Origin of the sequence: Deinococcus taeanensis (genome assembly GCF_020229735.1) — a bacterium.
Lineage (GTDB): Bacteria > Deinococcota > Deinococci > Deinococcales > Deinococcaceae > Deinococcus > Deinococcus taeanensis.
The window spans coordinates 63,407-87,274 of sequence record NZ_CP083459.1 but is presented as its reverse complement, the minus strand read 5'-3'; the positions used below and the strand labels follow the sequence as shown (position 1 = coordinate 87,274).

The window sequence follows — 23,868 nt, the reverse complement described above, 5'->3', positions numbered from 1 at the left end:
CCGTCCACCAGCAGCGCGGGCGGACCGCTTCTGTCAACCCCAGCACACCTTGACTTCGGTGGTATCCACCCAGGCCAGGCGTCCGGGACCTGCCGGAGGCATGGGCAGCAAATGGCGTCGGACGGTCACCTGCTCCCCGGCACTCAGGCCGGCGCCATATCCCTGTACCAGCGGGCGCCGCGTGGCATGACCGGCGAACGGCACCCCAGCGCCAGAAGATGAGCAGCTGGACTGCTGGGCCGCAGAAAGGAGGGGGCAAACCGGTTCGTTCAGCAGGCAATCTGCTGCAACCGCGCCGTGGCCGGGTCCCCGGCGTCCAGTGCGACCGCGACAGGATGGCGCTTAAACGGCCCGCCACTCAGCCCAGCCCCGGTGATCACACGGCGGGTTCTGCAGCGACGGCACCGCAGCCAGCCGGTCAGCGGAAGCCCGCAGGCACCTGCCCAGGTCACCGGCGTAATTTATTGCAAGAAGCCCGGGGCTGTCGTGCAGTACCGTGCCAGCATGTCACCCCGGTCACCTGCACCGCCCCGCGCCGTTCCGCCCGGGCCACCCGCCCGTCCACACTTCTACGGCTGGACCGTCGTGGCCGTCGCCGCGTTCGTGCTGCTCCTGTCCGCCGGAGCGCGCTCCGCTCCCGGCGTGTTTCTCCTGCCGATGCAGGCGGACCTCGGCATGAGCCGCACCACCCTGTCGTTCGCCGCGTCTATCGGGCTGATCATGTTCGGTCTGGGCGGCCCGCTCAGCGGCGCCCTGATGGACCGCTTCGGACCGCGGCGCGTCACGGCCGGCGGCCTGCTGCTCATTGCGCTGAGCTTCGCTGGCAGCGCCCTGATTCACACCGCCTGGCAGCTGCACCTGATCTGGGGCCTGCTCAGCGGGCTGGGTACCGGCATCGTCGGGAGCGTCCTGGGGGCCACCGTGGCCAACCGGTGGTTCGTGACCCGGCGCGGCCTGGTGATGGGCCTGTTTGGCGCCGCCGGCTCCGCCGGTCAGTTGATTTTCCTGCCGGTGCTCACTGCGATGGCCGCCGCGCTGGGCTGGCGTCAGAGCGCCGTGATCATCGGCGCGCTCGCCCTGGCCACCCTGGCACCCGCACTGCTGCTGCTGCGGGACCGGCCGTCGGACATCAACGCCCTGCCGCTGGGCCTCAAACCCGGTGAGGTGGCGCCCAGCGTCCTGCCGGACCCGGGGGTGATGCGCCGCGCCGTGCGCTCCCGCCACTTCTGGCTGCTGGCCGTCACGTTCTTCGTGTGCGGCGCCACCAGCAACGGATTGATCGGCATGCACTTCATCGCGTACTGCACCGAGGCGGGCCTCACCGCCGGGTACGCTGCCGGCATGCTGGCCCTGATGGGCGCTTTCAATTTTGCCGGCACCATCGCCAGTGGCTGGCTGACCGACCGCTTCGACCCGCGCCTGCTGCTGGGCGGGTACTACGCCTTTCGCGGCCTGAGCCTGGCCCTGCTGCTGTTCATTCCGCCGGGGGTGGGCCTGGTGGCGTTCGCTGTGCTGTTCGGCCTGGACTACATTGCCACCGTTCCGCCCACCACGGCCCTCGTGGCCGACCGGTTTGGCCGTGGCAACGTCGGCACGGTGTACGGCTGGGTGTTCTGCGCGCACATGATCGGCGCGGCCCTGGCCGCCTGGCTGAGCGGCGTGGCGCGTGACACGCTGGGGTCGTACGGCGCCGCGTTTGTCGTGGCGGCCGTTCTGTCCATCGCTGCGGCGGCGCTGACCCAGGGCATGACGAGGCCTGCTCGCCCGGCGCTGGCGGTCGATTGATTCACGCCTCGCCAGGCGCGCCGCTGTTCACGTGCCGGGAATGATCAGGGCCGGCTGAAGACACCACGTCGACCGCTTTCGGGGCCTTCAGGGTTGCAGTCATCTCCTGAGAACAGCGTGTCACGGGTGGATCCTCCCAGCCAACGTGGCAGGAGCAGGTTCAATCCATATGCCCCCCTGCGGTGAAATCCGCGGAGAGCCTCCTGCCTTCAGGCCCAGATTGTCGCGCCCCGAACAGATCATGAGGGCGGACCGGTCCTGGGCCGGGGGGTGGTCAGGCCACGCAACGGCAAGGACATGATCCGGCGCTCAACGCCGGTAACCAGCGCGCAGCGGGCTCGGGATTCCTCCGCTCCGGCCGGGCCTGGTCCCAGGGGGCCCTGGGCAGGTAACCCGGACGCGGCCCCTGAACGGGGTGATTCCTCCGGCCGACATGGCACCGAGCCCGGCAGGATCACCCCTGGAGAAGACGGCTGGGCATCACAGACGACCCGTCCCCGGCCCAGGCCTGCCGTCACCTTCCGCGCCCGCCCCCACGGCCTGGTCGCTTTTAATCTCGGGGAGTTTCAGGGACGGACTGATGGACAATTAGCGGCAAAGGGATGGGAACTTGAGCGCTCTGAGCCGGTCACGTCCTGGAGTTGACGCAATTGGAGTCAGGATCGCAGCAGGGGCGATCGGTGAGGCGTCATCTTTCGAACGGCAGGGCGGGGCTGACTCTTTTGCAGGCGTTCGGCCCCTTTAAACGGGAGAGCTTCAGGGTCCGCCGTGTCAAGCTCTCTTGACATTCCTGGGCTCATAGCGCACCTTGTGTCAAGGGAGCTTGACATCGCTCCCGGAGGCCTCCATGAATGACCGCCCTGACGCACCCCTACACCCCGTCTACCTCCTCAAAGTCATCACCGGGTTGTCTGTCCTGGGGGCCCTGGTGCTGATTGCCCAGTCCATCGACCTGCTCGGGCTTGCGCTTTTTCATCAACGGCTGCTTCTCGCCCTGTTGGTCAGCCTTGCCCTCGCCACCGTGCCTTTCACCCGACTCGTCTACCGGCAAACCGATGAGCTGGAACAGATCCTCCACCAGAACGCCAGCGTGAACAGCCTGGTGATCGTTGCGTCAGCCTCAACCGTTCTCGGCATCCTTCAGGCCGGTCACCTCCTCCCTGTGTTCACTCAGTTCTGGACTCTCGGTCTGATCGTCGCGACCTGGGGCATTCAGCTGATGCTGGCGGACCGTCACTACAGGTAAGCACCCCCTGAAAGGAACCACCGTGCCTGAAACGAAACGTCCCATCATGGTGACCGGCGCAGCCGGCTACCTCGCCTCCTGGATCGTTGAGGACCTGCTCCGCCACGGCCACACCGTTCACGGCACCGTGCGCGAGTTGCAGGACAACACCAAGACGCAGCACCTGCTCGAGCTCGCCCGACAGTACCCGCAGCAGCTCAAACTGTTCGAAGCGGATCTTGTCAGAGAAGGCAGCTTCGACACCGCCATGAACGGCTGTTCGGTCGTCATTCACACCGCGTCACCCTACTTTCTCGATAGACCGAAGGATGTGGAACGGCAGTTGATCCAGCCAGCACTCAAAGGAACTCAGAATGTCCTCGCCTCAGTGAACCGGACGGAAACAGTCAGGCGTGTCGTACTGACCAGCAGCATTGCGTCGCTGTACAACGACGCGTGCGACCTGCGCGGTGCAGAACAGCAGACCGTTCAGGAAGGGGACCTCAACCCGAGTGTACGCAGTAACCACAATCCATATGCCTACTCCAAAACGGTTGCCGAGCAGGCCGCCTGGAAGGAATGTCGCCAGCAGCAACGCTGGGATATGGTGTCCATCCATCCCGGAGCCATCTTCGGCCCTTCACTGTCCAAACGCCCGGATGCCACGAGCGTGACAATGATGACGCAATTCCTCAACGGCTCGTACCGCAGGGGCGTGCCCCGACTCTGGCTTGGTCTGGTCGATGTTCGTGATGTCGCCAGTGTTCACGTACGGGCAGCGACGCTTCCTCAAGCTCATCACCGGTACATCGCGGTGGCACAGAGCCTCCGGTTGCTGGAAATCGCTCAGCTCATGCAGGTGAGTGAATTTAGCCTTGAGGACCGACTTCCAAAAAGTGAAGTGCCCAAGATGCTGATGTGGCTCATTGGCCCGGTGATCGGCATGCAGCGCAGGTATGTGGCCCGGAACGTGAGTTATCCCCTCCGGTTCGACAGTCAGCGCAGCCAGAAGGAATTAGGCGTGCACTACCGACCGCCCCGCGAAACCGTGAATGATCATATCCGGCAGCTGGTGCGTGATGGCCTCGTTTCTGCATGATTCGGCGCTGCTGCCCACCCGTGCAGAGTGGAGCGAGCCGTGAATAACCGCGTGCGCGCCCTGCGGAAGGAATGTGGCTGGACACAATCGGACTTGGCAGAGAAACTTGAAGTGTCACGTCAGACCATCAATGCGATCGAGACCGGCAAATATGATCCCAGCCTGTCGCTCGCCTTCCGGATCAGCCTCTTGTTCATGGCCCGTATTGAAGACATCTTCCTGTTCCAGGCGCCGCCCACTCCTCGGAAATAGCGTGAGCGTAACCCCTGCCACCCTGGGAGGCCCAGGTGGCGCAGCAGGGCTGGGCAAGTCGAGATTCAGGGGGAGTTCTCAGCGAGACCGCCGGGCACGCTGGCCCTCCTGTAAAGCCTGGGTCCAACCTCGCCTGAGCGTTGAACGCAACTCCCCAGAGTCCTCAGGCAGACGTTCCCCAGCATCGCCTTTTGAACGGCAGCCCACCCCCAACCCAGGGGATGGAGCTCCGGCACAGTGGCAGGAAGACCAGGACCCGCCTCATGCGGACCAGAGTGGTCTGCGCTGGCGTCTTCAGAGCCCCTGGAAAGAATGCATACGGTGCCCTGGCGTGCTCGCGTGAGGATCAGGATGGTGAACCCCTGAATCCGACGCTCAAACAACTGAACGTTGCTGGTCAGACCGAAATTCACGCGCTGAGTCATCCAGAAGCAGTCGGGGGTGCCCTGGGGGACAGACCGGCATTGACCATGGCCCGGCGCTCGCTGGACCCGGGCGGATCCCACCGTTCCTCCTGTCCGTCACGACGAAGCAGGAAGAGGAGAAGGCCTTGACCCAGCCGGTGTTGAATCACAGACGCGCGGAGGTGATGGTGCAGGCAGCGTCGTTGAATTCGAGCAGGAAATGCTGGCCATGCGCAATCAAAAGGAAGACCGGCTGGACCCTGGTGGAGATTGACCCAGTGTGGCAGAGTGCGCCTGATGAGAACCGGCCACTCCTGCACTCCCGCCTGGTGACGGTCATCAAGAACTTGACGCGCCAGATGAACGCACAGGGTCAATCACGAACTGGCTGTATGGCAGCGTCCTGAGCGCGGAGGCCCTCGTCTGCCAGCAACCCGTTCGGAAGGGCAGTGGGGTTTCTTCCGGGGAGCCTGCGCGGTTTTCGTGGCCTGGGAGAACCGCCGGCTGCCTCAGGCGAGGATGCGTTTGAGGTGGAGGAAGATCTCGTACCAGTCGCCTTTGCTCCGGGGACGCTGACCACGCAGTTCGATGCGGGAGAGGGTCCGGATCCAGTCAGGGGTGATCTGTGGGCCGAGGGCAGGATCGACGAGCAGGTCGGCCAGCCCCCTGGGCAGGGCACCTTCGGTGGAGGAACCGTAGAATTCGACGCTTTCAAGCAGGTCGTGTACGGTGATTGTGTACGCGGCCGCGAGGGTCTGGAGGGTGTCGAGACTGGGGTTGGTCCGGCCTCGCTCAAGGTCGCTGAGGTACGGCACGCTGATGCCAGAGACGTTGGCGACGTCTTTTAGGCGGAGGCCTCGTTCCTGACGGAGTTCACGCAGTCGCTCGCAAAGTTTCATACGCCCTCAGCTTATTCCTTCTTCCGAATTTTGTTGTAAGCCCACATGAAGGCGTACCCCCAGGAGTGCCCCTGAGGGCACTTTCCGAGCAGTGGTCTGCTCCCTGCATTTTCAGAAGCAAGTCCACCACAGTGATAGGGTACGCCGGCTCACCTGTCCCAGGAAGCCTCCCGACTTCCGCGGAAGCCGGTTCCAGGCACCTGTCCGGCCGGTTCCAGACTGAGGGCCACTCTGCCACTGAACAACTGCTGGGTCTTGCCCGGCCCGGCACCACATGAAAGCACGCTCCCTGAACGCCCTGGAGAGGTGCATCCAGACCGAAATTCCGGTCGAGCCCCACGTCGCCGTCGCTGACCTCAAGGTTCTTGTCAACAGTCTGATCTACGTTTTGCGCACCAGCACGGCTTCAGCCCGGTAAAACTTCAGTTGAAGTTCAGAGCTGTTCTGCAGCGTCGCCGTGTCGCCAACGGCCAGTGGCGCTGCCAACAGTGCATTGGTCCGTTCGCCCCGCCAGTACGGCTGGTGCGCCTCCTTTTCCTTCCCATGCACTGACCGGCAGGCCATCCGGGCGGCCTCCTCTGTCACACCTAGGCTAACCCACACAAGGACGCTGCCGAAAAACTCGGCCTGAAACAACAATTTCTGCGCAAGACCCCTGACCCGGAAGTGGAGAGAAGGCCACCCTTCCTCAGGCCGGCTGCAGCGCAGGAGCACCCCCGCGAACTGCCTCAGCCGGGTGGAGGATCCGGTGCCAACTGGTGGGAGGGGACGTGCTGCCAAGTCCTCACGAAGGCTTCCACCTGCTGCGTGAAGTTCGCGAAGTCCGTCTCTTTGACCCAGTAAGCGCTGGCGGCAAGTTCGGAGGCCCGCTGCTGGTCCTGCGGTTGACTGGACGTTGTGAGCATCACCACAACCAGAGAACGCAGCCCCGGATCCGCCCGCAGCGTTTCGAGCACCTCCAGGCCACTCATTCCGGGCATGTTCACATCCAGAAGCATGACGTCCGGCCGGGGGTGCTCCGGGCAGCGCAGCCACGCCAGCGCTTCAGGGCCAGTTGAGCAGAACTGGACGTTCACCGGCTCCGGCAGCAGGTCGAACGCCTCTTCGGCCAGCAGGCGGTCAGCGCAATTATCGTCCACCAGAAGAATCGACAGTGAGGTTGGGCAGACGCTGAGCATGACCCCGCATGCTAGAACTTGCGCCCAGCTATCCTCTGTCCAGTTTTTCGCATCCCTGTCAGGAGCATGCGCATCTATGCTGGTGCTCACTCCACATGAGGCCGGTCCCCAGAGAGTTCGCAACAGCACAACAGGCAGCCCTATGGGCCGCCTGCGAAACCGCTCCACTCAGCGGACGTTGCTGCTGTTCGTGCGGGTGGTGCTGGTATTCACAACAGTGGGTTCACGACGGCGCAGGCCAGCGAGCCCGGCAAGGCCCAGCAGGCCCAGCCAGCCCCAGTCCATGCCGTCGTTGTCCTGCTCCGTGGCCGTCGTGGTGGTCGTGTCAGTCGTCTTGGTATCGGTGCTGGTGTCCTGCGCCAGGGCGGGCAGGGGCGCGGCGGCAAGCAGCAGCACGAGGAACGCTTTCTGGGTCAGGGGTGTCATGCCGCGTAGCATGGCACCTGCCACAGCCCTGTACTACCCTGTCAGTCTTGACACACTCTCCATGGATTCTTTAGCTCACGCGCCATGGCAAGGGTGGCACCCTGCGCCCACTCTCCCCTGCCGGGCCGCACCTGTCAGCCTGTAGCCTCACCGCTGCTTTCCGCCAGCACACGACGCACGAAACTCGTCAGGGCCGCCTCATACCGTTCAGGATCGACGTTCCACGGGCGGATGTGCTCCGCCCCTTCAACGCGGTGGTACTCCACCAGATCCGGCCGGGCGTTCGCCAGGCGCTCGGCGTGAGCCACTGGGACTGTCCGGTCGGCACTTCCGTGAAACAGGAGCATCGGGGTGGTGAAGCTCTGCATCACACTGTGGTGATCAATCGCGTCAAAATCCTGCCCACTTTTAATGACAGTCAACCATTCCACCAGCCCTGCGAGCGGCTGCAGACCGTAACGCCGTGCGTAGTGCCGGATCAACGACCGCCACTCCAGGGGCGGGGAATCCAGGATCGCCCCGCGAATCAGGGGGGCCAGGGCGCTGTAGCGCAAGAACGCCAGGGTGATGCCTCCCCCCATGCTGAAACCCATCAGCAGCAGCCGCCGCGCGCCGTGCTCCTGGGCGTACCGTACCGCCGCTTCCAGATCCTGCCATTCATCTGCACTCAGGCGGTAGACGCCCTGCTCAGTGCGGGGCGCACCGTGCGCGTTCCGGTACGTGATGGTCAGACTCGAGAGGCCCATGCGGGCAAAAGTGGGCAGAATGCGCAGCGCGTCCTGCCGCAGCCCCTTGTACCCGTGAGTCACAATGACCCAGTCAGTCCCGCTCGACTGACCGGCTGCACCCCCAGGCACCAGCCAGGCAGGCATCGGACCGTGTTCCGCAGGCACCAGCACCTCCTGGTACGACAGGCCACGGGAAGCGGGAGTACCCAGGCCAACCGTACTGGGCCGCACGGCCTGACCAGTCGAGACAGCTGCGTCCTGCCACATCACGGCGCGGGTCACGGTCCGGCGGGTCCGGGTCAGGACAGGGCCGAGTTGAGCGAACAGCCGCGTTCCGGCGTGACCGTCCCACTCCAGACCCAGCACGCCAGGACGCGTGGTGGCCGAGTTGCGCGTCAGCCGCAGCAGCGGACGGCCGTCCTGCTGAACTTCACGGGCGCGGGTGCGCGGCACGCGGCGGCGGACCGAGGGGGCCCACACGAGGGCGTCAGCAAAGTGCCACCCGGTGCGCAGGAGACCGGCGCTCAGAAGCCCTAGGACGACGAGGGCCCAGGGAAGGCGTGAACGGCGGTACCGGGGAAGAAAGACAGAAGCATTCACTGTAAAAACACTGACATGACAAGGGGACAGGCGTCATATCTGCTTCCTTTACCTGCCGCGTCAGGCAGCCTTCAGGTCGTGCCCGGGCAGACGCGAGAGGGCCGTGCCGAGCGCCAGAGTAGCTCCAGTGCCGCAGCCTGCAGCGCAGGAGGGCCTGCTGGTTGGTCCGGAGGCACACACGCTTCGGGTGATCACAGACATCTCAGAGCAGTCAAGAAACTACGCCAATTCAATATCAGTGTGTGGTAGAATAAGGGATGTTGATCCTTGAAGGTAGATACCATGTTCAGCCCAATAAGCGATTGACAATTTTCCCTGAAGGCAAGACGCTGCCTAAAGGCACCCTGGAATCTGATATTTCTGCCCTGCGGAAAGATTTCGAAATGAAGGGCCATTCTGAAGTTCAGGTCATCACGCAGCATGGTGTCATGTTCGGTACGCTTATGGAAAAAAAAACCGCTTCAACATCGCTTATGGCAATTTGAAGGGCACCTTTCTTTTCGCCCTAAACCAGAAGCACTGTGAATAAAAGCGGCCTCTTATCAATAGAGGCCGCTTTCATTCACCTCAGGTGTCAGGTTGGGCAAGCCTATAACCTCTTCCCCGTCCCCAGTCTCATTGGCCGCAGCCTTAGGTGTCAGCCGCTGTCTCCGCTCCGGTACGGCAGAGTTGAGACCACCACAGTGACGGAAGGCCCCGCCGCCTGTTCCCATCTCCGCGCCCTTCGACGAGTAGACGGTGATGGTCTGCCAGGCCTTCTGCTTGCAAGGGAGCACTTCGCGCCGAGCAGGTCCGGCCGGCTGTGGCTCTCTCCTGCGGGAAGGCTGGACGCAGTGATCATAATGGCCTTTCAGCCTGGCTGGGCCGCCGAACCCAGCTGGCTTTGGTGATGACTGATCATCATTTTGACCTGGACCGCCGCGTGAAGCTGGGGAGCGCGTCAGCACTGAGGTCTGAGATAGCGCTTATAACTCTGTACCGGTACGAGCAACTGGCAGGCGTGGCGTCACTCAGCTCACATGGCCGAAAGAGCCTGTCCAGGGCCATCCATGCTTCAGGCCCTGGCGAACGACACACTGGCAGGAGGAGCCGGAGCCGTAGTGCTTGACCCTTCCCGCGCCCCTGCTGGCGTGCACCCTGAGCTGCGCCTGCTGCACCTGACGGCCGGCGCATGTTGACGGACCCGCTGGCATGGCGCTGACAATAAGGCAACCCTGTGAGCTACCCTGACGACGACACTTGCACCTTGTGCAGTTGCCCCAGACAGACGCGCTGCTCAACCAGCCTTGAAGACTCCCCTCCACCAATGAGGGGTTTCACGGCCTGTCTTCAAAGTCAGGCAAAGGCGTTCTGTCAGCGCGACAGCGCCCGCTGGACCTATGGTCTGAGAGCCGGGGAAAAAGGCCCCGCACAATTCAGACGACCACGTCCCAGCAATGTCGTGACCGGCAGGTGGGGTGAAGTCAGGGAGGGCCGGAACCCACAAGATCTGCCCAACCGCCCTGGACGTGCAGAGCCAGCCAAACGCTTGAGCACGGGCCCAGCCGCCACCGACCGTGGGCACCCAGCTCGCGTTGGTGGCAATCACAGCCTGCGCCAAAGCGAGTGAGGCCCATAACAACCCATGCGGTTCAGTCTGGGCCACACCGTCTCCGGATGAGGTTCGTCCCGTATCTGCAGGGTGCAGCGAACGCACGGCGGTCAAAGTGCCGATCGAAATCCCCAGGCGCTACACCCAAAGACAGAATGACCGCGGAAAAGCCGCTCCCTTCTACGGTCAGGGTGCCGGTCAGGAGCCCTTGATCCCCGGCTGTGAGAAACCCACCCTGGGTTCAGGGGTACAGGTCGAAGCCAGCTTCGTCCAGGACCTGCTCAAGCTGCTTCTTAACGGCGTGAATTTCCGTCATTGTCTCGGCCTCGAAGTAAATCTTGATGGGCCGGCCTGACCGGGTTTTGCCGAGGTCCCAGGTAACGCCCGCGTACGTCTCGTTCTCCCGGATTTTGAGTAGGGCAGCTTTAACTGCTTTTTCTGGAATGCCGGCGTGGATGGCCATATCGTCTTTCAACACCCCTGTAGGCTAACGCGTATGAGCGTGGAGAACTGTACACGGCAGATCTCACTGAAAATGAGGAGATTTTCAAGATCCACCTGTGCCCAGGGGGCAGTCCCAAAACACCCGTGCATCAGGAGGTTTTCTTCTTCCAGTAGTTTGCTGTCCAGTGCCTTCTGTCGGATAGGCTGTCACGTGCCGTCCATGTTTTCGTTCCGAGCCACGTGGCATCGTGTGGTCCAGCCACGGAACGCTTCCCAATGGAAGAGCCTGACAATTACTGATTCCTGCTTAAATCAGTAACGACGCGGTGAAGGGCGTGCCCCGGATGAAGGCGAGCGGCAACCCTTTGCGCCGAATGCGCTGCCAGCCTATCGATAGCCGCTTCTTCAACTCGCCCACCGACATCGCGCAGAAGTTCCCCACCACGTTTCGCTTAAGATCCGCCTAGATCAATTCCATCGGATTCAGTTCCGGCGCATAAGGTGGGAGATAGACCAGCGACAGGCATTCGTGCAGGAGCACGAACGCCTGAACGGCTTTTGACCGGTGGATCATCGCCCGGTCCAGCACCACCACGACTTCACCGGCCACGTGGCGCAAGACATGCCCAAGAAAGTCGACGATCTGCGCTGACCGCACCGCGCCGCGGTGCGTGTGATGCAGAAACTGTCCTCCCGTGGTGATGGCGCCGATCACGGACAGGTGGTCCCAGCGAAGTTTGGTCGGGATGATGGGGGTCTGGCCGCAGCGCCCTCACGTGCGAACCTTCGTCGTCTTCAGGCTGAAGCCGCTCTCGTCCAGGAACACGAGCGTGGCCCCTTCACGGACTTTTTTTTCCCAGCGCGTCCTGGTGGACGCGCACCCAGGTGGCACTGTCATCTTCATTGCGCTCCATGGCCCGCACGGCGGGCCGCTGATACGAGAACCCCCAGCGTTTCAGTTTTCGCGACAGGTGCGCGCCATCGAGCCAGACGCCGTACGTCACACCGATGACGTGCCGAATGTTGGGTGTGCTCCACCCGCTGGTCTCGAAGCCGTGTGATCGGGCATCACCATCAAGCATCACGCCGATCTCGTCCTGCTGTGCGGCCGTGAGCTTCTCGCGCCCGGCCGGTGGCGCGGGACGCGCGCAGCGCGTCCTCGCCGTTCCGTCTGAGCCGGGCACGCCAGGCACGGATGGTAGTTGCCGCGACCCCACACTGGTGCGCCCAGTCGCGGGTCGTGCGACTGGGGTCGTTCAGCACAGGTTGAGCGGCGAGGCGTCGTTCTTCCAATTGACGACGGGTGAGGCGGCTGGGTCGCCAGAGAGGCACGGTCACACAGAGATGCTCCACACTTACGCAACGATCAGTAGTCAAAGTGAGCTGGACGCTGGACTAGAGTGTCAGGGGGCCACCAGAGCTCAGTCCCTGACAGGTTGCGATCTTCGCTGTCCTGGATAGGCAAAAGGGGATTCGAGCAGCTCAAAATGCGTGTAGAACGTAGGTTTCCCCCAGCGTAAAGCCGCACAGAGCAGTTCGCGTCCGTAGCTCGCCCGGTGATCAGCCGGGCGAACATGTTTCTTGGTGGGAATGGGCTGTTGCTCGGCTCGCCATTCCCCGATGCGGACCATCCAGGCCAACGCGAGGCTGAGCGGCCCGAACAGTCGTGAGAGACGGTCGGGTTGGGTCATGTGCGTCTGTTCGAGGTGCAGGCCCCGCGTTTTTATGGCTGAGAAGGTGCATTCGATGCTCCACCTGAGCCGGTAGGTGGTCAAGGTGTCCCAGAGGGACAAATCCGAGGCCACCAGGACACGCTCTCCCTGCGGGGAGAGCGTCGCGACCACCTGCATCCAACTGCCATAGACCCAGATCTGCTCGAACACGGTCCGCACCTCACCAGGCTTCAAGGGGAAGAACTCACGCGCAGCTTCGTTGTCCAGCAGCGTGTTTTCCCGGAGCCGAATGCACCGCCTGATCCTGCGGTCTCGCAGACTGCTGAACCATTCCTGCCCAATACATTCGCAGTCGGCAATCAGAATGGCCCAGCGCTGGGCAGGAAGACGCTTCAGGAGCAACCCCACCAGCAGCATTCGGGCGCGCATGTCACTGTTGCCGCCGTACGGCCACACCTTCCAGGTCAGGGGGAGCACCACGTCACCGAGAGCAACACCCAGCACCAGCAGATTGAGAGCTTGTGAGCCGAGCTTCCAATTCGTCCGGTCCATGACGAAGGTCATCCGGCCTGGAGGCAGCAGGGGAAGCAGGACGTTGTAGACGTCCTGCGGCGTGAGGTTCGTCTCGTGGAAGGTCCGCGCGACCATCCGGGTGATGGACGCGGGCGTCGCGCCGCGCTCGATGTGAAGCGCGATTTTCCGGTACAGGGTGGACTCGGCCTGAAGCATTCCGAACAGAACTTCAGCGACTCGGCGCAGGGTGTCGCGGCGATGATGAGAGAGACGCTCTTTGAGGGACTTAGCGAGCGTGTCAACATGCGAGCGGGCGGCACTGGGACGGATCACACCCCCTGTTGCCGCCCTTTGCCGTTACCTTTTGCGTCCTGGACGCCATTTTCCCCAAACTGTCAGGTCCTGATCCACCAGAGGCTCGAATCTGAACGGAGGCTTTAATTTCTGATCTGGTGGGTTGAGAGGCCGCAATTTTTTGCTCTTTGCGGGCCTGCCGGTCGCCTGGATTCTCCCAATTGTCGTGAGCTACGGCAACACTGGCGGAACGTCCTTTTGACGGGCGTCCAACTGTCACTCAGCGTTTCCTTTCCAAAGTTCTCTCAGCGTGTTTAGGGAACTCTTCATTCAAAAGGGATGATCACTTCACGTTCGATCCAAAGCTTCTCTATCAATTCAGCGAGGAGGGCCTATGCCTTATGCTCAGGTTCGACAGATCCAGTGGCCAGCCTTCTCCACCAGACACCGCCTTTCACGCCCTTTTGGCCTGAGCATAAGGAGCGCACCAGCAGTGAATGAGGAACTTCCGGATATGACGAACTTGGCCAGATCAGCACAAGGAGAGCCTCTGGAGGACAGTCGTCAGCCTCCACCAGCCAGTTCTCCTGATCCTGCCCTTGACGACCTACTGCTCAGGCGCGATCAAGCGGCTGTTCACCATGATCCAGCGGAACTCGCTCAGGCTGAAGAGGCGCTGGCCGCCGCCCTGACAGGCAGCGAGGCGGTCGCATACGCCCGGTCCGCGGCCCATCACTACCAGACAGCGATGGACGCAGAGGGAGAAATGCGTGCCCTTCAACGTGAAGCGCAACTGCTTGCTGGTCAACCTGCTGAAGAGCTGAGAGCACTACAGTGCGCGGCCGAAGTGGCCAGGGTTTCAGATATGCCTGCCGTAGAAGAACAGCTTCTGGCGCAGATCAGTGCCATGTTGCTCAGTCTCGGCCGCCCCACGGAAGCCGCTGCGGCAGTGACACGTGCCCTTCACCTTGGCACGGAGACGCCAGCTGATCCACGCCACGCAGGCCTCCTGCTGGCCCTGGCCCTGGCCCAACACCGCGCTGGTCAGCTCGACGAGGCCCGGGTTTCTTACCATGCGGCGGCGCGCGAGTCGATCCGGGCCGACCAGCGCTGTCATATGCAGGCCCTGACAGGCCTGGGGGAAGTGTTTATGCGGCAGGATCAGGCGCAGCGTGCCCTGCCGTTCCTGAACCGCGCTTCCGAGCTCGCCGAGGAACAGCAGGATCCAGCGAACGAGATCCGTGCCCTTGCCCTGACAGCCGAAGCCCACGCTCTCTTACAGAACCCAGCAGCCGCAGAGACTACCCTCAAGCGGTGTCTGGCGATGCAGACCCTCAATGACACTCCTCAGCTGAAGGGACAGGTGCTGCTGCAGCTCGCTGAACTGCATCTCAGCCAAGGCAACCCACCGGCCGCCCGTCAGGCGCTGACTGACTTGAGCGACGTTGACAGCGCACACTCCTTACCCCGTGTTGAGCAGCAACGTCTGTGGGCGCGCCTCGCGGAAGTCCAGGCCGATCACGCCCTTGCCGTCGAGCAATACAAGCGGCTGGTTGAATTACAGCTTGAGCAGCTGACAGAATCGCACCGACTGGAATTGGCGTTAGGAGAGGTTCGCCACAGCGTAGAACGGTACTTCTGGGAGCGGACCGAGCGTCAGCGGGCGGCCGCCGCGCGCACAGTCACAGCACAGCAGGAGGAGACCAGCGGAGAGAGCGAGAAGGGTGGTGCAAAGTCCCTGGCTTACGGCATGGAGCAGCTTGAACGGGACTTCAAGCGGTGCCTGCGGACCAAATCGCACCTCACCGTGGCGGTGCTCGGATTCATCCAGGACCTGAGTGAAGATGGTGTGGGTGATATGCAAGCCATGACGCAGATCCTGCGGGAGTGCGTGCGAGACACCGACACCATTGCCCAGTTCGAACGATACAAACTTCTGGTGATCTTCCCTGACACTCACGGCCCGGGCGCACGGCAGGTTCTTCAGCGTTTTCTAGATCGCGCAGCGCAGCGTGGCCTTGACCATCAGGATCAGCTGGCCGCTGGTGTGTGCGCACGCGGTTTCGTACAGGGCGCACGCCTGCTGTTGGACGCAGCCCACGAACAGTTCTACCGAGCCTCTCGTTTAGCGGGCCAGCATATCAGCCTGGCCGAGTAAGTCCATCGGGTTGCCCAGAGCTGTGAGAGTCACTCATTGGGACTCTCCCCTGCTCAACCCTGGCACGCCTTTGCCACTGCAGGGCGCTTGCCATATAGACGCATCATCACCGACTTCAATGAGACAATACATTCTTGCCCAGGCTACGGTTTTCGCTGCTCAGAATGCTCTGTCTCAGGTTGATAGGACTGATTCTGACGAGCACAATCAGCGAGATCCACCCAGGGGGTGACGCTGGCAGTTCTCGCGAACATGCCGCAGGCTGCGCTGAGCGCGGCTAAGAGTGTCAAGGGAGACAGCAAAAAAGGCGGTTGCCTACCGGACCCGGCGATTGTCATGATGCTCTCCCTAGCGGGCACTTGACCACATGGGCTGTGTGCAAACCTCACTTACAGACAATGCCTTACTGCAAGCCAACAAGTGCGTTTGAAACCTTATGCCGCCCACCTGCCGTGGTGCAGCCCTCAGTACCCGACAGTTTCTCAGCTGTGCGTCTTGGACGGCATGAACAGGTCAATCAGTCGTAGGAGGGGCACCTCTTCGTGATCAACCTTCCGGCTGATGGCGCGAACCAGGGCCCGTAAGCCCAGCGTCACGACGCTCCAGGCCCGGCGACCATGCTGTTTGTTCGGGCAGATCTCGGGGATGCCCACCAGCACGCACCAGACGTCGGTTAGGGTCAGCAAGCACAGGAGGCGCTCCACGTGATCGTGGAGCGTCATAGGCGTGCTCTCCAATTTGAACCCTTTGCTTTTGAGCGCTCGGAACAGGCACTCGACCCGGAAGCGATGACGATACTGCGCCTGAATGGCGGTCACGGCGCCGGTGTTGCTGGCAATGATCAGGGCGTCTCCGTCCGGCGTGAACGTCAACACGACGTTCATCGGCTGCCCGTAGACCTCGACGTGCTCGACCAGCAGACCGGCACTGCCGGTCTGCAGACGGCCCAGCCAGTCCTGAGCAGACCACTCGTCCATTGGGCTGTCGCGTCGCAAGCGCACACAGATCGGAATGCCCTATTGCGCCAACTCCTGGATCCAGTCGTGCCCGATAACTTCACGATCGGTGTACAACACGCGAAGCTGCGACGCCCTGAGCAGGCACAGCGCGTCATCCATCAGGATGTGTCGCACCGCCGTATCGCTGCTGCCCCCGTGGGGCAGCAGCGCGTACAGCAAGGGGACCGCCACACCGCGCCACATGACCGCCAGCATCAGGACGTTCACGTCCGTCTGACCGTATTTCCAGTTCGTACGGTCGATGATGAACTCGCGAGGCCGCGTCTGTGGGAGCAGCGCCAAGACGACATGGGCTACATCGGCGGGACACAGTGGATGGCGATCAAAAAAGCGCTCCACGCGGCGAATCACCGAGTTGGTCTGCGCGCGTCCAGAGAAGCGCGCCGCGAGTTCAGCGTGCCGGACATCTTTGGCCTGAAGCAGCGCGAGCACCATCAGCGACAGCAGCTCCACCTGGTTCTTGCGGAACTCCGGAAAGTGCGCGGTGAAGCAGCGGGTCAGTTTGGCCAGGATATCGGGAGACGCACACTGTTCTCGCGTGTCACTCGCGGTTTTTCAACCCCTACAGAAACTGTCGGGTACTGAGGGTGCAGCCTCTTGCATAACGCCCGCTCGCTGCGCTGGGGAGACCGGACAGGCAGAATGTCGCAACCGGATTAACGGTGCCGGATTAACAGTGAGCATGTCCATTAGCGTGAAGCGGTTGTTATATCAGGGTTCAGAATACTGCCTGGGGTCTGCTCACCACGTCGCGCTGACAACCCTGCTTCGTCTGAGAATGACCAGAACTTGCCTTAATGCGCCTGTCATGCCTGCGCCTACGTCCTTAGGCAGTACGGTTAGCGTGCAGGTTCCAGGCGCTCTCGCACGGCCAGGGATTCAAGTGCTGTTTGACTTAAAATCGTACAGAATGTACATTCCGTACAAACGATGCCTAAGCCGCCTCTCCCCTCCCCTGACGTTCCACTGCTGGCGCAGGTCAGCGTCAGTGACGCCCGCGCACAGTGGAAAGGCGTCCTGCGCCAGGTCGAACGTCATAGCCACCGTGTCATTATTACCCACCACGACAATCCTCTCGTCGCGATCGTACCCCTGTCAGAACTCACAGTCCTTGACCCTCTCGCGCTGTCCACAGCGCCGCGGGTGCCCAGCCACACGGTGCGGGCTGACCTGCGGGGCACAGTCCTGCCAGTCATGGCCGGTGGCACCCGGACAGTCATCCTGCGCTACGACGAACCTGTTGCCGCGCTGGTTCCCGTCAGTGACCTGGCCCGACTGAAGCGGCCCCCTTCCACGCCCGCCGCGACTCTTCCTCCTGGAGCCTCCATGCGCAAAACCACGATCATTACTTTCTTCAGCCACGCCGGCGGTGTGGGAAAAACCTCCAGTTGCCGCGATATCGGCTATGAACTTGCGGCGGTTGGCCACCGGGTTCTTCTGATTGACCTCGATCCGCAGGCCAACCTCACAGACTGGCTGGGCGTCGATCCAGAGGACGAAAGCAGCGTCACCATGTTCGACGCACTGGTCAATGGCCTTCCACTTCCTGCAGTGCATCATGTGCACGGTCTGGACCTGATTCCCTCAGGCCTTGAACTTGCCAGGATTGAAGCGATGCTGACCGGAATGGACCTGGGCGGAGTTGACCGGCTTAAAAAAGCGCTGCGTCCTGTGGTGGAAGCTGGAACTTATGATTTTATCCTGATCGATACGCCTCCAACCCTTGGGAAACCGGTGTTGATCGCTCTGTTCGCGTGCCATGAGGTGATCATTCCGGTCAGCAGCCGCAACAAGGGGCTGAGCGCCGTCAAAACCGTGCATGACATGGTGAACACCTACCGTGAGTACAACCCAGGTCTTAACATCCTGTCGCATCTCATTACCCAGCGCGGCAGCACCAACCATTCGAAAGCCGCTCAGGAAGCGGCCGTGGCATTGCTCCCCAACATCAGCGGTCCTATCAAATCCCGCCCCGCCATCTACGATGAGTGCCAGGTCGCAAAGCAGCCGGTGGGGGCTTTCGCACCCGGCAGCGAGGCCCGGCAGGAAGTCCAGGCTGCCGTTCGACAGATTCTGGGTTACCTTGCGGTGCCGGCATGAGCAGCCGGAAAAAAGACAGCAGCGCCGCGCTGATGGGCCTGGTCGGGAACATTCAACTGGCCAGCCGCGTTTCTGCCGTTGCAGAAGCAGAGCCGACAGAACTGCCGCTGTCAGTCCTGGCGGCCCGACGGAATCAGCCCCGGCGGTTTTTCGACGAAACAGCCCTGAATGAACTGGCCGACAGCATCCGGGCAAAAGGCATCCTGCAGCCCCTGCTGGTCCGGCCCGCCAGTGACGGCCAGTTCGAAGTCATTGCCGGTGAGCGCCGCCTCCGCGCAGCACAGCTTGCCGCCCTGACCAGTGTTCCAGTGCGCGTACACCCATGTAGTGATACTGAAGCGGACCAGCTGGCCCTGATCGAGAATCTTCAGCGCCGTGACCTCGACCGATATGAGGACGTGAGCTCGAAACTTCGACTGATCGCCGCAGCCTGGAAGGTTAGTGAACCAGAGGCTAAAACGCGACTGCGCAGACTGCGGAAGCATCCTGGCGAGGATCCCGAGAAGGTTCAGCAGGTGGAAAGCCTCTTCCGGCTCGTTGGAAGTGAGAAATGGACCTCTTTCGTGTCGAACGGGCTTGCCATCCTGGATCTGCCCGAAACTCTGTTGCGAGTGATGCAAGCTGGCCGGTTGCCCTACAGCAAAGCCGTGCTGCTGGCCCGGGCACCGCAGGAGTACCAGGAAGCCCTGTTGAACGAGGTTCTCGAGCTGGGCCTGAGTTTTGAAGCGTTGCGGGGACGCATCGCAGCCCTCACACCTGGCCGACCCTCCGGAATTACGGATGCTCAGCTGAAGGCAGTTCGCCGTCAACTGACGCCAGACACCCTCGATCAGCTGCCACCTGCAAAAAAGGTTCGCGTGAAGTCGCTGCTGGCCCAGCTTTCTGCTTTATTGACCTGAAGCCGTCCCTCACTCTTCCGGCTGGGAATTGCACAATTCCCAGCCGGTTTATTTTGAAGCTCAGAAGAAAGAAGGTCAAAAGTCAAAGTGCTCCTCCAGAGCGAACCAACACGTTTCGTTGCCTCGCCTGGACCTCTTCGAAGCGTCTAAGCTCTGACATGTCTGCCTTCAGGGCACGGTTGAGCACCTGCGTATCTTCAGTTATCCCCGCGCTGTCCGCATTGAGGGTAAGGCCAACTTGCAGGGTTGGGAATTGTGCAATTCCCAGCCAGGTTGGTGGGAGCCGTGAACTTGCCTCCTAAAGCGACAGGAGCAGGCCGTATCATTGCTGCAAGCTGCCGCGACATCGCATGTCATCACCTTGACGTGCCGCAGGTTCCGTGGAGAAGGCGGCTCTGCTGTAGAGCTCTGCAAGTCCATAAGGCGCACCGAGCCTTTTGGGGCCGGCTGATCCAACGCCATCGATCATGCCCGGCCGGTAAATCTGCCACAGGGCAGTGCCCTACAGATGAACGGAGGAAAAGATGTCTGAATACATCAGCAAGGTTGCTGTTTTTTGTGGTGCCCGCGGTGGTGTTGCGCCAGTGTACATACACGCCGCCGCCGCGCTGGGCCTTGAGGTGGCGCGCCGCGGCCTGACCTTGGTCTACGGAGGTGGGAGGACAGGCCTGATGGGCGCAGTGGCAGACGCAGCTCTCAGCGCAGGGGGCCACGTGATCGGGGTCATGCCGGAGTTTCTCGTTGAGCGTGAGGTGGCGCATCAGGGCCTTACCGAAATGGTGGTCGTGCCCAGCATGCATGCGCGCAAAGCCCTCATGGCAGAACGCGCTGATGCATTCGTCGCACTGCCTGGTGGACTGGGCACGCTGGAAGAGTTCTTTGAGACGCTCACCTGGACGCAGCTGGACCTGCAGCGCAAAGCACACGGCCTCCTGAACACCGAGGGCTATTTTGACCAGCTGTTGCGTTTTCTGCAGCGCGGTTACCAGGACGAAATGATTGGCTCAGCGCCCGAAACGTACATCACCGTAAGGGACGAGGCAGCAGTTCTTCTGGACGTTCTACAGAGCCTCTCACCGACAGGTGGCCTGCTGACTGACCGGACATAAGTCACCCTGCCGCCAAAGTACTGAGAGTCCAGGCTCCTGGCCTGGACTCCAGGTGTGGCGTGGAGGTTGGTTCACGCTGGCTCTACCGTGACACCAACGCAGGGCTTTACACACACCTGCCGTCAGCTCGATGCAAGACGGCTGCCCCTACAGTCCAGGTATGCCCCCTGGAGACTGTCCCACATGAACAGCACTGCCCGCCTCGCCGATCTGCTTCAACTCATCAATGGCGTGATCTGGGAAGCGGACCTCCAGTCCCGCAGTACCACCTACGCGTCTGCCCAGATGCAGGCGATTCTCGGGTACGCCCCTGAAACATGGGAGGGTGCCACTCAATTTTGGGAAAACCTCGTCCATCCGGACGACCTCGCCCGTGTCGTTGATCAAACCGAGCGGAAACTCAAACTCGCCCGACCTTACGAGGTGGAGTACCGCTTCCGCGCAGCGGATGGCCGCGTCGTCTGGATCCGTGACCACATCACCCCGTTGTTTGAACAAGGCCGCGTCGTTCGGCTGGGCGGCATCATGATGGACATCACTGAACAGAAGAACACGGAAGGGCACCTGCAGGCCGCCCTTGACCGCTTCGCAAAGGTCTTCAGCACCAGTCCGGTGGGGATCGTGCTGACCGGCCTGCGCGGCGGCCGGGTGCTGGAATGTAACGACGCCTTCCTGCAGATTATCGGCCTGAGCCACGGGGAGTTCGTCGGCAGCACCAACGACACTGTTAACCCGTGGGCGGATCTCGCCGACCGGGACGAGATGGTGCGGCGCATGGAACGTGGCGGCGCTGTACGGGACTTCGAAACGCGCCTGTTGCATTTTCCATCCCGCACCTTCCGGGACGTCACCCTGTTCACAGAGCAGCTTGAACTTGAGGGTGAAGAGGTGATTCTGGTGATTGCCCAGGACGTCACCGACCGGAAAGCAGCGCACGCGGCGCGCGACGCCTCTGAGAGCCGGTTCCGCGCGCTTGTGCAGCACAGCACCGACATGGTGACCGTGGTGAACCGGGCTGGGCGGCTCAGCTACGTGAGTCCGTCACTTGAAACCATCCTTGGATACAACGCGGACGCCGTCCTGGGGATGGACGTCCTGAGTTTCATGCGCGCCGACCTTCACCTGGAGGTCCGTGCCGTGTTTCGAGAGGCAATTACCGGCGGTCCCGGAGCCACCCGCGCGTACACCAGCCCCATCCGCCACAAGAACGGCGAGCACCGTTGGCTGGAATGGGTGGCGACCAACCGGCTCGCTGACCCCCACGTGCGCGGCGTGGTCATTAACGCGCGCGACGTTACCGAACGGGTGGCGTCCGAGCAGGCCCTGACCGAGAGCAGGAACACGTTCGAGGCGCTGTTCGAGCATTCACCCGACGCGATTCTGCTGGTGGACGTCGAGGGTGACATGCCCATTGTCGCGTGCAATGAGGTGGCTGCCCGCATGAATGGGTACACGCGCGAGGAGCTGGTCGGCCGCAGCACCTACCTCACCCTGCCGGACGAGGAGGCCGCGGCGCTGCTCGCCGACCCGCAGGCAAACGACGACTTCCGCCGGCGCCTGATGGCCAGTGGCCGCCTTCACTTTGAGGCCACGCATCAGCGTAAAGACGGTACGCGCTATCCAGTCGAGATTCACCTGGCGCTCGTGAACATCAGCGGGCGGGATCTGATGCTGAGCATTGAGCGGGATATCAGCGAGCGCCGGGCTGCTGAACTGGCGCTGCAGGCCAGTCAGGCGCGCCTGCTGTCCACTGAGAAACTGGCCAGCCTCGGGCGTCTCACCGCCGGTCTCGCGCATGAAATCAACACGCCGCTGGCCGCGGTGATGAACGCTCTGCATGAGGCGAAGGCGCTGGCGGGTGAGTACCGCGATTCAGTCACTGTGCCCACCGTGACGCCTGACGATCATCTTGAAATTGCCCGCGACCTGCTGCAGGCCGTGGCCGACGCTGACCGCGCCGCGGCGCGTATCGGGGAGTTCATCCGCAACATGCGCGGTCACACGCGTGACCAGGTGAGCGGCGCACAGGACTTCGACGCGTACAAGCTTGCGGGCGATACTTTGGCGATGATTGCGCATCAGGCCCGCACTGCGAAGGTGGACCTGCTGCTCGAACGGGCGAAAGGGCCGGTGGTGGTGCACGGCGAACCAGGCCGGTTTACCCAGATTGTGACGAACCTGGTGGTCAATGCTGTTCACGCGTGCGAGGACAGTGGCCGCACCCGGTGTAGCGTCACCCTGAGGTTCGACGTGCAGAACGACTGGATCGTCCTGCACATTGAGGACACCGGGACGGGGATTCCTGCTCACGTTCTCCCACGGATCTTTGACCCTCTGTTTACAACCAAAGACGTGGGTAAAGGAACCGGGCTGGGCCTTTCGATCATCTATGACATCATCACCGGACACTTTGGCGGTGAGGTGGACGTGAACACTGAGGTTGGGGTAGGCACCACATTTATTGTCCGGTTCCCGCGGGCCGTCCCCAGCTGAACGCCGCCGTCTGACCGGCCAGACGTCCGGAGCAGCGCATGCTCCACACCACCCCGGTGCTGAACCGCTCGGCTGGGCGAAGCGCCCGTTCACAGACTGAACCGCGCGAACCTGACTTGATGGGAGGCAACATCCTGCCGCGGCGCCTCCCCGGCCCCTGCGCTTAAAGGCAGCGAAGAATTCCACATCCATCTGAAGGAAATGAAATTTCCCGCCGTTTACGTGGGAGCGCGTTGCTCGGCAGCCCGCCCACTGTGGCTCTCCGGGCATAGGACGGGCAGCCCCGCTGGAAACAGGACCTGTCAAGGGGCCTTGAAGGTCTGGCGGGTGCGGCGAAACCGTACGTTCCCCGTAGGAACGCGGTGAAGGCCAGCAGGGGAGAGCGGCCAAGGCCTGCACCCTGCGCCACTGCACGAAGAGCAAGCTGCCGCATGTCAGACCTGCAGGGCGAGGCGCGAGCCGAAAAGAACGGCCACCACATCCTCATCCACGTGGCGCGCGGCTCACCCAATTCTCCCTATAGAGCTCTCTGCATGACTAGTGTTTCGGCAGGTGAGTGGCCCTGCTCGGGCACCTGCTCGCGGCAGAAGTTCAGCGTGTCGACCTCCCGGTCGTCCTCAATGCTGCTGAACCCCACGTTCGTCGTGCCGATCTCGTTCCCCTGGTCAATGCAGGGCGTGCCCTGGAGGGTGTGAAGGAACGTGGCAAGAAGCTTGGCGGACTCTACCCGGTCGTGGTGGTCGTCATCAAATCGGGTCAAATCCGACTGTGAGCGTTTACAGGTCGGGTGTCATGTGAGGCGCCGCGTGCATTGCCTCCTCTGTCTCCCAGAGTGCACTGACCGCTGCCAGCCATGAGACCCGAGGTCCTGCCATTGCCTCATCCAGCTGCCAGAAACCAGCATGACGTCAACTTACACTTTCGTGGGGTGCACTGCACTTCTGCGTGTCAGGCCGTGGGTGCAGGGAGGCCGCCGCAA

At 62.2% G+C, this 23,868-nt stretch carries 19 protein-coding genes and 1 pseudogene; 10 read left to right on the top strand and 10 right to left on the bottom strand.

Annotated features, from left to right (window positions below):
• The first annotated feature begins 504 nt into the window (after positions 1-504).
• The 4 genes from LAJ19_RS19900 to LAJ19_RS19885 all read left to right on the top strand — a co-directional run bounded on the left by LAJ19_RS19900 (position 505) and on the right by LAJ19_RS19885 (position 4,361).
• Positions 505-1,785 (top strand): MFS transporter, encoded by a 1,281-nt coding sequence (locus LAJ19_RS19900; RefSeq protein WP_225524748.1) that lies wholly within the window; start codon positions 505-507, stop codon positions 1,783-1,785.
• 847 nt (positions 1,786-2,632) lie between these two features.
• Complete coding sequence (locus LAJ19_RS19895; RefSeq protein WP_225524747.1) at positions 2,633-3,031, top strand: hypothetical protein; 399 nt, start codon at positions 2,633-2,635, stop codon at positions 3,029-3,031.
• 22 nt (positions 3,032-3,053) lie between these two features.
• Positions 3,054-4,109, top strand: a complete 1,056-nt coding sequence (locus LAJ19_RS19890) for an NAD-dependent epimerase/dehydratase family protein (protein WP_225524746.1) — start codon at positions 3,054-3,056, stop codon at positions 4,107-4,109.
• Positions 4,110-4,148: 39 nt separating this feature from the next.
• Complete coding sequence (locus tag LAJ19_RS19885) at positions 4,149-4,361, top strand: helix-turn-helix transcriptional regulator (protein ID WP_225524745.1); 213 nt, start codon at positions 4,149-4,151, stop codon at positions 4,359-4,361.
• A gap of 913 nt (positions 4,362-5,274) precedes the next feature.
• Here the strand turns inward: LAJ19_RS19885 and LAJ19_RS19880 are convergent.
• The 4 genes from LAJ19_RS19880 to LAJ19_RS19865 form a co-directional block, all read right to left on the bottom strand.
• Positions 5,275-5,664, bottom strand: a complete 390-nt coding sequence (locus LAJ19_RS19880) for a helix-turn-helix domain-containing protein (RefSeq protein ID WP_225524744.1) — start codon at positions 5,662-5,664, stop codon at positions 5,275-5,277.
• A gap of 728 nt (positions 5,665-6,392) precedes the next feature.
• Positions 6,393-6,842, bottom strand: a complete 450-nt coding sequence (locus LAJ19_RS19875) for a response regulator (RefSeq protein WP_225524743.1) — start codon at positions 6,840-6,842, stop codon at positions 6,393-6,395.
• A gap of 168 nt (positions 6,843-7,010) precedes the next feature.
• Positions 7,011-7,268 carry a WGxxGxxG family protein gene (locus LAJ19_RS19870; RefSeq protein ID WP_225524742.1) on the bottom strand — a complete coding sequence of 86 codons (258 nt, stop codon included), beginning with the start codon at positions 7,266-7,268 and terminating at the stop codon, positions 7,011-7,013.
• A 134-nt stretch (positions 7,269-7,402) separates the two neighbouring features.
• Positions 7,403-8,476 (bottom strand): alpha/beta hydrolase, encoded by a 1,074-nt coding sequence (locus LAJ19_RS19865; protein WP_225524741.1) that lies wholly within the window; start codon positions 8,474-8,476, stop codon positions 7,403-7,405.
• A 377-nt stretch (positions 8,477-8,853) separates the two neighbouring features.
• Here LAJ19_RS19865 and LAJ19_RS19860 point away from each other — a divergent pair, with 377 nt between their 5' ends.
• A complete protein-coding gene (locus LAJ19_RS19860; protein WP_225524740.1) occupies positions 8,854-9,081 on the top strand; it encodes a hypothetical protein in 228 nt (75 codons plus the stop codon).
• A 1,347-nt stretch (positions 9,082-10,428) separates the two neighbouring features.
• Here the strand turns inward: LAJ19_RS19860 and LAJ19_RS19855 are convergent.
• The 3 genes and pseudogenes from LAJ19_RS19855 to LAJ19_RS19845 all read right to left on the bottom strand — a co-directional run bounded on the left by LAJ19_RS19855 (position 10,429) and on the right by LAJ19_RS19845 (position 13,150).
• The gene (locus LAJ19_RS19855; RefSeq protein ID WP_225524739.1) at positions 10,429-10,665 is read right to left on the bottom strand and encodes a hypothetical protein; all 237 of its coding nucleotides are present in this window, start codon (positions 10,663-10,665) and stop codon (positions 10,429-10,431) included.
• 273 nt (positions 10,666-10,938) lie between these two features.
• Positions 10,939-11,963, bottom strand: a pseudogene (locus LAJ19_RS19850) (IS630 family transposase).
• Positions 11,964-12,052: 89 nt separating this feature from the next.
• Complete coding sequence (locus LAJ19_RS19845) at positions 12,053-13,150, bottom strand: transposase (RefSeq protein ID WP_432804269.1); 1,098 nt, start codon at positions 13,148-13,150, stop codon at positions 12,053-12,055.
• Between the two features lie 454 nt (positions 13,151-13,604).
• Between LAJ19_RS19845 and LAJ19_RS19840 the strand changes: the two genes are divergently transcribed.
• Complete coding sequence (locus tag LAJ19_RS19840; RefSeq protein ID WP_225524738.1) at positions 13,605-15,269, top strand: tetratricopeptide repeat protein; 1,665 nt, start codon at positions 13,605-13,607, stop codon at positions 15,267-15,269.
• Between the two features lie 482 nt (positions 15,270-15,751).
• Here the strand turns inward: LAJ19_RS19840 and LAJ19_RS19835 are convergent, their stop codons facing one another.
• The gene (locus tag LAJ19_RS19835) at positions 15,752-16,264 is read right to left on the bottom strand and encodes a hypothetical protein (RefSeq protein ID WP_225524737.1); all 513 of its coding nucleotides are present in this window, start codon (positions 16,262-16,264) and stop codon (positions 15,752-15,754) included.
• Between the two features lie 21 nt (positions 16,265-16,285).
• Positions 16,286-16,741: a hypothetical protein gene (locus LAJ19_RS19830; RefSeq protein ID WP_225524736.1), complete on the bottom strand. Its 456-nt coding sequence runs from the start codon at positions 16,739-16,741 to the stop codon at positions 16,286-16,288.
• 477 nt (positions 16,742-17,218) lie between these two features.
• Here LAJ19_RS19830 and LAJ19_RS19825 point away from each other — a divergent pair, with 477 nt between their 5' ends.
• The 4 genes from LAJ19_RS19825 to LAJ19_RS19810 all read left to right on the top strand — a co-directional run bounded on the left by LAJ19_RS19825 (position 17,219) and on the right by LAJ19_RS19810 (position 22,889).
• Complete coding sequence (locus LAJ19_RS19825; protein ID WP_225524735.1) at positions 17,219-18,388, top strand: type II toxin-antitoxin system prevent-host-death family antitoxin; 1,170 nt, start codon at positions 17,219-17,221, stop codon at positions 18,386-18,388.
• A complete protein-coding gene (locus LAJ19_RS19820; RefSeq protein WP_225524734.1) occupies positions 18,385-19,287 on the top strand; it encodes a ParB/RepB/Spo0J family partition protein in 903 nt (300 codons plus the stop codon). Before LAJ19_RS19825 ends, LAJ19_RS19820 begins: the two co-directional genes overlap by 4 nt.
• A gap of 524 nt (positions 19,288-19,811) precedes the next feature.
• Positions 19,812-20,396 (top strand): LOG family protein, encoded by a 585-nt coding sequence (locus LAJ19_RS19815; RefSeq protein ID WP_225524733.1) that lies wholly within the window; start codon positions 19,812-19,814, stop codon positions 20,394-20,396.
• A gap of 183 nt (positions 20,397-20,579) precedes the next feature.
• Complete coding sequence (locus LAJ19_RS19810) at positions 20,580-22,889, top strand: PAS domain-containing protein (RefSeq protein ID WP_225524732.1); 2,310 nt, start codon at positions 20,580-20,582, stop codon at positions 22,887-22,889.
• A gap of 517 nt (positions 22,890-23,406) precedes the next feature.
• Here the strand turns inward: LAJ19_RS19810 and LAJ19_RS19805 are convergent.
• A complete protein-coding gene (locus LAJ19_RS19805) occupies positions 23,407-23,649 on the bottom strand; it encodes an alpha-amylase family glycosyl hydrolase (RefSeq protein WP_432804268.1) in 243 nt (80 codons plus the stop codon).
• Positions 23,650-23,868: the final 219 nt, after the last annotated feature.

Bases quoted from the DNA above. Each gene is read 5' to 3' on its own strand.
- LAJ19_RS19900 (WP_225524748.1), top strand. From the start codon at position 505: ATGTCACCCCGGTCACCTGCACCGCCCCGCGCCGTTCCGCCCGGGCCA.
- LAJ19_RS19895 (WP_225524747.1), top strand. From the start codon at position 2,633: ATGAATGACCGCCCTGACGCACCCCTACACCCCGTCTACCTCCTCAAA.
- LAJ19_RS19880 (WP_225524744.1), bottom strand. From the start codon at position 5,664: ATGAAACTTTGCGAGCGACTGCGTGAACTCCGTCAGGAACGAGGCCTC.
- LAJ19_RS19875 (WP_225524743.1), bottom strand. From the start codon at position 6,842: ATGCTCAGCGTCTGCCCAACCTCACTGTCGATTCTTCTGGTGGACGAT.
- LAJ19_RS19870 (WP_225524742.1), bottom strand. From the start codon at position 7,268: ATGACACCCCTGACCCAGAAAGCGTTCCTCGTGCTGCTGCTTGCCGCC.
- LAJ19_RS19860 (WP_225524740.1), top strand. From the start codon at position 8,854: ATGTTGATCCTTGAAGGTAGATACCATGTTCAGCCCAATAAGCGATTG.
- LAJ19_RS19825 (WP_225524735.1), top strand. From the start codon at position 17,219: ATGCCTAAGCCGCCTCTCCCCTCCCCTGACGTTCCACTGCTGGCGCAG.
- LAJ19_RS19820 (WP_225524734.1), top strand. From the start codon at position 18,385: ATGAGCAGCCGGAAAAAAGACAGCAGCGCCGCGCTGATGGGCCTGGTC.
- LAJ19_RS19815 (WP_225524733.1), top strand. From the start codon at position 19,812: ATGTCTGAATACATCAGCAAGGTTGCTGTTTTTTGTGGTGCCCGCGGT.
- LAJ19_RS19810 (WP_225524732.1), top strand. From the start codon at position 20,580: ATGAACAGCACTGCCCGCCTCGCCGATCTGCTTCAACTCATCAATGGC.